General features: G+C 59.1%; 8 protein-coding genes and 1 pseudogene. All 9 read right to left on the bottom strand.

What is annotated here, in order from left to right; genetic code table 11:
* Positions 1–225, bottom strand: a pseudogene (locus Q1B15_RS05325) (protein-L-isoaspartate O-methyltransferase); the annotation flags it as partial.
* Positions 222–1,007, bottom strand: coding sequence for a 5'/3'-nucleotidase SurE (gene surE / locus Q1B15_RS05330; protein ID WP_299751229.1), 786 nt, complete (start codon positions 1,005–1,007; stop codon positions 222–224). The pseudogene Q1B15_RS05325 and the gene surE, both read right to left, overlap by 4 nt.
* Before the next feature lie 104 nt (positions 1,008–1,111).
* Positions 1,112–1,762: an SDR family NAD(P)-dependent oxidoreductase gene (locus Q1B15_RS05335; protein ID WP_299751232.1), complete on the bottom strand. Its 651-nt coding sequence runs from the start codon at positions 1,760–1,762 to the stop codon at positions 1,112–1,114.
* A gap of 47 nt (positions 1,763–1,809) precedes the next feature.
* Positions 1,810–3,276 (bottom strand): amidophosphoribosyltransferase, encoded by a 1,467-nt coding sequence (purF, locus tag Q1B15_RS05340; RefSeq protein WP_299751234.1) that lies wholly within the window; start codon positions 3,274–3,276, stop codon positions 1,810–1,812.
* Between the two features lie 706 nt (positions 3,277–3,982).
* A complete protein-coding gene (locus Q1B15_RS05345) occupies positions 3,983–4,546 on the bottom strand; it encodes a CvpA family protein (RefSeq protein WP_299751237.1) in 564 nt (187 codons plus the stop codon).
* A 30-nt stretch (positions 4,547–4,576) separates the two neighbouring features.
* Positions 4,577–5,941, bottom strand: a complete 1,365-nt coding sequence (gene radA / locus Q1B15_RS05350) for a DNA repair protein RadA (protein ID WP_299751241.1) — start codon at positions 5,939–5,941, stop codon at positions 4,577–4,579.
* Positions 5,942–5,973: 32 nt separating this feature from the next.
* Positions 5,974–6,420: a paraquat-inducible protein A gene (locus Q1B15_RS05355; RefSeq protein ID WP_299751250.1), complete on the bottom strand. Its 447-nt coding sequence runs from the start codon at positions 6,418–6,420 to the stop codon at positions 5,974–5,976.
* A 48-nt stretch (positions 6,421–6,468) separates the two neighbouring features.
* Positions 6,469–7,272 (bottom strand): DNA repair protein, encoded by an 804-nt coding sequence (locus Q1B15_RS05360; protein ID WP_299751244.1) that lies wholly within the window; start codon positions 7,270–7,272, stop codon positions 6,469–6,471.
* Positions 7,273–7,397: 125 nt separating this feature from the next.
* Positions 7,398–8,024 carry a hypothetical protein gene (locus tag Q1B15_RS05365; protein WP_299751247.1) on the bottom strand — a complete coding sequence of 209 codons (627 nt, stop codon included), beginning with the start codon at positions 8,022–8,024 and terminating at the stop codon, positions 7,398–7,400.
* Between the last annotated feature and the right edge of the window lie 128 nt (positions 8,025–8,152).

Here is an 8,152-nt window from a genome sequence, read left to right on the forward strand (position 1 = left end):
GTTCAGGGCTTGGGTCATCAGGCCCACAACCGAAGGCTGGCTGATTGTCTGGCCACACGCGATGGGCAGGGGCATGTCCTCGTAGGCGCGTTCTGCAAACACGCCCTTCACGAAGGCGCCGCGATCGACCTTTTCCATGGCGTTCAGCGTGGCCTTGTCCCGCACGCCGCGCTGGCGAAGCTGAAACAGGAACTGCATCTGACGTTCGGCGATATCTTCGGTCATTCAAGCCGGTCCCGCAGGGCATCAAGCGCGTCATGCGCCGTCAGGTCCGCCTGAAGCGGCGTCACGGAGATATAGCCATCGAGGTTCACAGCCGCATCCGTGCCAGGATCAGTTGGCACGTGCTGAGGGCCACCTTTGACCCACAGGAACATCCGTCCCGACGGCGAGATGTGTGGTTCGGTCGAAAACGACGTGTCGCGGCGATAGCCTTGCGCCGCCACTTTCAAACCCTTCACATTGGCCGAGGCGACAGGCGGGAAGTTCACGTTGTAAAAGATACGATAGTCCCGGTCGTCCCAAAGCCCGTGGCGCAAGAGCCGGCGCACGGTGTCGATGCCGTGACCGGCGGAGGCCTCGAACGGGTTGTCGAGTGCGTTGTTTTCGGGCCCGTAGAATTGCGACAACGCAATGGCGGGCAGGCCCTGCAACGCGGCCTCCATCGCCGCACCGATCGTGCCGGAATAAAGCACGTTCTCAGCCGAGTTGTTGCCCCGGTTCACGCCGGACAAGACCAGATCGGGGGGAGCGTCCTTCATCACCTCATGCAAGCCAGCCAGCACGCAGTCGGCAGGGGAGCCTTCAGCGGCAAAGCGGCGTGTCGCAAGCTGAATAAGCATCGTCGGATGGGTGTAGCTGATGCAATGGCCAACGCCCGATTGCTCGAACGCAGGGGCGACCACCCAGACCTCGCCGTCTGGGCCGGCAATCTCGGTGGCGATATCTTCCAGCACGCGCAATCCGGGTGCGTTGATGCCGTCATCGTTGGTGATCAGAATACGCATGGCAAAACGCCCCGCTGCCCTTTTTTATTGGTTTAGGTCACAGCGCGCGCACGGGCAAGGCGGAGGGCCCCGTTACCCAGCGCGAAAGGAAGGTTTTTGGGGCGCTAAGGCGATTTAAGTGCCTCAAGCACTAGATGCGCGGCCTCGGCGGGGGGCGTCAATGAGGCGCGGTCTTCGCCGGGGAAGAAGCGGGCGCGGGTGGCGGTGGGCATTGGCAGTGGCGTGACGATGGTCACTTTTGGGCCGGTCTTCATCGTTTCAACCTGCCAGCTTTTGGCCAGAGCCATCTGTGCGGCCTTGCTGGCGCCGTAAGCTCCGAAGAATTTCTCACCTGCACGTGGGTCGTTAAAAAACAACGCATGCCCGGCCTCTGCAGATTCCAGCAAGGGCGCGACCATGGCGATCAGCGTCGCGGTTGCCGTCACATTGATCTCGATTGATTTCTTCAGGTCCTTGGCGTCGATGTGACTGGCAGGCGCAAGAGGTGCGGCATGGATCGCGGTATGCGCCCAAAGATCAATATGCCCCCAGCGGTCAAAGATAGACCGGCACAGCTGCGCCATCGCGTCGGGTTTGGTGATGTCCATCGGCGCCAGCGTAGCGGCCCCACCAATGGCTTTGATGCGGTCGTCCAATTCCTCCAGCGCGCCAACGGTTTTGGCGACGGCGACGATGTGGTGGGTCGGGGCGAGGGCTTCGGCAAGTGCTGCCCCAAGGCCACGCGATGCACCGGTGATGAGAGCGATTTTTGTCATGGGAGGGGTCATGGCGTCGTCGGCGATGGGCGTCAAGGGTGGCGCGGTTATTCCGCCGCCTTCAACTTAAACCCTTTTTCGATCTGATCGCTTGGTGCGACTGGATATTCACCCGAGAAACAGGCGTCGCAATAGGCCGGTGATTTAGGATCGCGGCCCTTCGCCTCGCCAACGGCGCGGTAAAGACCATCGAGCGAGATGAACTTCAGGCTGTCGACGCCCAGATGTTCGCGCATTTCGTCTTCGCTCATCGTGGCAGCAAGAAGCTTTTCGCGTTGCGGCGTGTCGACCCCGTAAAAGCAGGGCCAGGCCGTGGGCGGCGAGGCAATGCGGAAGTGAACTTCGGCGGCACCCGCATCTAGGATCATCTCCTTGATTTTCCGGCTGGTCGTCCCGCGGACCACGCTGTCGTCGACGAGAATAACCCGTTTACCGCGAATAAGCGCGCGGTTCACGTTCAGCTTCAAACGCACACCCATATTGCGGATTTGCTCGCTTGGCTCGATGAAGGTCCGGCCCATGTATTGGTTGCGGATTATGCCCATCGCATAGGGAATTCCGCTTTCCTGCGAATACCCGATGGCCGCAGGCGTGCCACTGTCGGGGACGGGGCAGACCATATCGGCATCGACCGGTGCCTCGCGGGCAAGTTCAACACCAATGGCCGAGCGTGTCTCATAGACCGAACGTCCGCCAAGCGACGAATCAGGTCGTGAGAAATAGACGTGCTCGAAGATACAGAAGCGGGACTTTTGGGTCTCGAAGGGACGATGGCTTGTGACCTCGCCATTAGCAATGACGACCATCTCGCCCGGGTCGATTTCGCGGATGAACTCGGCGCCGATGATATCAAGTGCGCAGGTTTCTGACGCCAAAGCCCAACCATCGCCAAGCTTGCCTAGGACCAGCGGGCGCACGCCCAGCGGGTCACGCACACCGATAAGTTTGGTGCTGGTCATCGCCACGATGGAAAACGCGCCCTCAACGCGGCGCAGCGCATCTTTCATCCGGTCCGGGATATTGCGCTGCAACGACCGCGCCATCAGGTGGATGATACATTCGCTGTCGGAACTGGACTGGAAGATCGAACCACGCTCGATCAGCTCTTTGCGCAAGGCGTCTGCGTTGGTGATATTGCCATTGTGGGCAATGGCCGCGCCGCCCATGGAGAACTCGCCAAAGAACGGCTGCACGTCGCGGATTTGCGTAGCGCCTTTGGAGCCGGCGGTTGAATAGCGCACATGGCCAATGCCGATTTCGCCGGGCAGTGTGTCCATCACCGATTGATTGGTAAAGATATCACGCACAAGACCAAACCGACGCGCCGAGGCGAACCCGGTTTCGGGGTCATGGGTGACGATGCCGCCCGCTTCCTGGCCGCGGTGTTGTAGGGCGTGCAGACCAAGGGCGACGAAATTCGCGGCCGATGTCATGCCGGTTACACCAAACACACCGCATTCTTCGCGGAGCTTGTCGTCATCAAAGGGGGTCGTCGTAATCGGAAGATCGGCCATGAGGTCGAGGGACGTCCGTGTGGGGCAGATTTAAGACCGTCTTAGAGCGAAGTGCCCGCCTTGTCACGTCATCAAAACCCGAAAATTGCCTAAATTAAAGACGAAGGCCCGCACACTTGGATGCGGGCCTTCTGCGGGTGAGGCAAATACCGTGGAGCACGGCGGAACTCGTAACATTGGCGGGAACTCGGAAAAACAAAACACCGTGCAACCACCCGCTTAGGGTAGACGCCGATCGACAACATGCCGATCGGCGCCTTTTACTCAAAACACTCATTACGCGGGCCTTTGGAACATCCGCTGTCCCGCTTACAAATACAGTTATGCCCCCCACCGTTGGCATCAGTAGGGCGCAAATGGCGTCGAAATGGGCGTCTTTGTGATTGGGGGTGCCCAGACATTTGGGCAAGATTGGACATGGTTTTTCATTGCCGCTGGATTCCTGCCGCGATGTGGGGCGCTGTGTATTCAATCAGGTGTATCGGCCAAACACTGTCGTCGCATCGGGGACAAAGGCGAGATTTGACGCCGTCAACAGATCCGCCGAAAGTGCCCTATTCAACTGTATTTTCTTAAGGAAACAGTTTGTTTCCACTCAATTATTACGATTTTCTTTGCTTGATGGGCGGAAATCAGTATTTGCACCTGCTCAGAATCACACGATTCGGATGCCAAAAGCGGTCAAATAGGGCTGGCGGTGGCTTGGTTACTCTGGCGCGATCGAACTGCGACTCATCAGGTCTTCGTAACGCGCTGCAATCCAAGCCGGCGCATCCTCGGGGATTTGCTCGGCAAGCGCATCAGAAACCTGCGCATAGATCGAAGCCGTGCGGCTTTCGTCGACGAAGGCGAAAGGCTCGGAGACGATGGCGCGGTCATAAAGCACCATGGCAATCGCGACTAACAGCGCGCCCCGCACGACGCCGAAGAGAAAACCAAGGCCCTGATCAATTCCACCAATGGCCGAGCGTTGAACCACTCCGGCAAAAAGCGGCGTAAAGAACGACACAAGGATCAAGGCGACGGCAAAGACCGCAGCAAAGGCTGCGATCATTGACAATTCACCGGAATTTCCGAGGAAGTTGTTCAAGACCGGAACTTCGCGCATCAAAGGCTCGGCCGCAGGTGCAAGGTAATATGCCACAACCGTCGCAATGACCCAGCCGCCAATTGCCAGCACTTCACGCACAAAGCCGCGCGAATACGCCAGAACGGCGGAAAGAAGGATGATTGCGGCGACGATACCGTCGAGAATAGTGAAGCTTTCCATATCTGCCTCTGTGCCTTGCCCGTTCGTTAATCAGCCAGCGCCAAAAACGTCGCCGACCAGCGCTGCGAGATCCGGCATCTTTTGAGCCGTGACACCCGCAATGGCGCCTGTTTTGCTACGGTCGGGGATCAAAGCACGGGTGAACCCAAGCTTTTGCGCCTCTTTCAGACGGGTTTCTGTCTGACCGACCGGTCGCAAGCCTCCTGATAGGCTGATTTCGCCGAAAACGACAGTGCCCTCAGGCAGTGCCACGTCTTCGCGTGCCGAAAGTAGCGCCGCGGCCACAGCCAGATCGGCGGCAGGTTCGGTGATGCGAAGGCCGCCGGCAACGTTCAGATAGACGTCGAGGCCCTGAAACGGGATCCCGCAGCGCGATTCCAGCACGGCCAAAATCATCGCAAGGCGCCCACCGTCCCAGCCCACAACCGAGCGACGCGCTTGTCCGGCCGGGGCGGGAGAGACCAGCGCCTGAATTTCGCACAAGACCGGACGCGTGCCTTCGATGCCTGCAAACACCACAGATCCGGGCGCCGGGGTTTCGCGGTCGGACAGGAACAAAGCCGACGGATTCGCCACTTCGGCCAGACCGGCGCCGGTCATCTCGAAGACGCCAATCTCGTCGGCGGGGCCAAAGCGGTTCTTAACTGCGCGCAAAATGCGGAACTGATGGCCGCGCTCGCCTTCAAAATAGAGAACTGTATCGACCATGTGTTCGATCACGCGGGGACCCGCGATCTGACCGTCTTTGGTGACGTGGCCTACAAGGATAACACTGATGCCGTTTCGCTTGGCGAAGGTCGTCAATTCATGTGCTGCCGAGCGGACCTGACTGACAGAGCCCGGCGCGCTGTCGACGGTATCAAGCCACATGGTCTGGATCGAATCGATGAGGGCCAACCCGGGCGCTTCTGCCTCAAGCGTGGTGAGGATATCGCGCAGGTTGGTTTCGGCCGCGAGCTGCACATTTGCTCCGCCCAATCCTAGGCGTTTCGCGCGCAGGCGCACCTGTGCGGCCGCTTCCTCACCGGAAACATAGATGACCTTCATGCCCTGGTTGGCAAACGCCGCAGCCGCCTGCAAAAGTACGGTTGACTTACCAATTCCAGGATCGCCGCCGACCAGCACGGCTGAGGCCGCCACAAGCCCGCCGCCCAACACCCGGTCCAATTCGCCCATCTTCGACATGGTGCGGGGCGGCGGGGCTTCGGCAGTATCAAGGGCGGTCAGCTCGATCTTTTGGCCGCGCACGACGCCCAAACCTTTGGCTTTAGGACCCTTGGTTAAGGGCTTGTCTTCCGAGATCGTGTTCCACCCCCCGCAATCATCACAGCGCCCGGACCATTTGGAATGAACCGCGCCGCAGGTTGAACAGGTGAAGGAAGCCGCTTTTGCCATGGCTCACCTTTTGCCTGAGCGCGGGCGCGGGTTCAACTGGCCTTCGCGCCCTTGCGCTGACGTTCATAGAGAAAGGTGATCGCGATCTGGCCCAGCACGAGCCCCGTAAACAGATAGAGCCCCCAGCCGGTCTCGACACGGCCCAATCCGACGCCTTTTACAACGACTATATAGAGAGCCATCAAAAAAACGTCCGCCATTGCCAGTTTGCCCATGACGTGCAGCGCGGGCAATATACGTGGGCTTGCGAGGCGGAACTGAATAAGCGCTATGCCGATGGATTTCAGCACAGGCGCGAAGATCGCAAAGAAGCTGACCAGCAACGCCAGCACCACATCGCTTTGCCAAAGCGATTGCAAGCCCGAGATAATCGAGATTTCGGAAAGCCCGAACAGCGGCAGCAACCCGGCGTAAAGCAGAGGCGCGAACCACGCGACGGGAAACAGAACGAGCAGGGCTAGATTGGCGATTTTCAAAATCATATCAGTTGCTACGCGGGCCAAGGGGACCTGCCAAGCGCCAAAACGTTACTCTGCTGCCTGGACCGTTCGGGAACTGCGCCCGCCTGCCGCCGCCAGTCGGACAACACTCGCCTTTTTGATCGGCTTTACAGCCGTTGTCGGGGCAAGGTCGAAGTGCGGCAGCAAGCCATCCAGCTCGCTGCGTAAGCGATCAAGTCGCGAAGCGGCCATGCATTCGTCCATCTCAACCGCATCCACCAGGCGGCGCAGATCGCGGGTCACCTCCAACGCCTGCTCGATCCGCGTGTCCATCATGGCGGCTTCTTGGCGGCGTTGAGCAAGGAAGCCTTCGGCGCGGGTGACTTTCTCATCGGAATACCGCGCGGCAAGGTCCGCACTGATACGGCTCATCTGTGCCGCAACATCCATAACGCCTGGTTCCAGATCGCCAAGATCAGGGTGGTCGCGCAGGAAGAGGATACGCTCGCGCACGGCGTCAAATTCTGCAGTCATCTCGAATGTGCCTTCGCGGTCAGCGCGGTGGGCGATCCAATAGGCGCGGGTGACGTCTTCCATCTGCATCCGGAATGAGCGGTGCGAATTTTCCAAGGCTAGAACGCGCCAGTTCGCAGGCATGAACGCCAGCAAAAGCGCCGACAGCACAAAGCCCGTCGCGATCATCGCCGGGGCGACATTCACCATACCGCCGCCGTCCAACTGCAAAAGCAAGACGGGCCAGTCGATCAATCCAGTGACAAACAGGCTAAGCGCGATGGCCGAGCCAACGGCCATCATCGCAAAAACAAACATCGCGGTAATCTGAAATGCTTTCGAAAAACGCCACAAAACGCGCTGAACTTCGACCGTCATAGCCGCTCTCCAATACTCATAAACACACACGTAATGCGCACTAAGTACTCTAAATTTTCGGTTTCACTAAGCCCTCGCGCCGAAACAACGCGTTTCGCCGATTACATTGCTTGGGGAGAGCTCGATTATCTCTGCAAGAACGGCAGGTTGGGAAAGTCGCTTATTGCGTGGGGTGGGGGCAACAGGGGGCGCATGCGCCGCTTTGTTGTGTTGGAATTGCCGCGCATGCTGCGCGCGACGTCCAAAACACTGCGGTCAATGGGCTCGGATTTCATGCGTTCGCCGGCCATCTTGCGGGCTTCGCGCAGAAGGGTGCGGTGGGTGCGGAATACTGCCTTTTCCGGCTTGGGCCAGATCGGCTGTTCCAAAAGCAATGGCGCAGGCGGCACGCGCGGGGTGGATTGTACCTGCGCGGAAGCTTGCACGGGCAATGACGTGTCATCCACGTCCGTCTCCGCCAAGTCATACCCCGAGATCCGCCCCATGCCGCAAAGCACGACTGTGGCCAGCCACAAGGGCGGACACAGAAACCCAAAGACAAGAAACATCCAAGCCGCGGGCTGAAACCCAAATGCCCATGGCATAAGTCCGGCCGCCGTAAAGGCTGCAAACAAGCCGACGCCCGCGTAAATCCAGGCGTTCAGCGTCTCAGACAACACGAGGCGGCGAAACGCCAACCATGCGACACCCAGAGGCAATCCAAGGAAGAAGGTCTTTGCGACCAAGATTAAAAGCAACGCGGCAGCGTCCATGGCGGTATCTCCGATACGGCCACCCCAGCCGAACCAGACACCACTGTGGTTAAAAATGTGTTGCTTGTCGCCTATTGTTTCCGAATTGGAACCGGACTGTTGCGATCTTGCAAAGCCCGCAGATCAGT

This window comes from uncultured Boseongicola sp. (assembly GCF_937988555.1).
Taxonomy (GTDB): domain Bacteria; phylum Pseudomonadota; class Alphaproteobacteria; order Rhodobacterales; family Rhodobacteraceae; genus Boseongicola.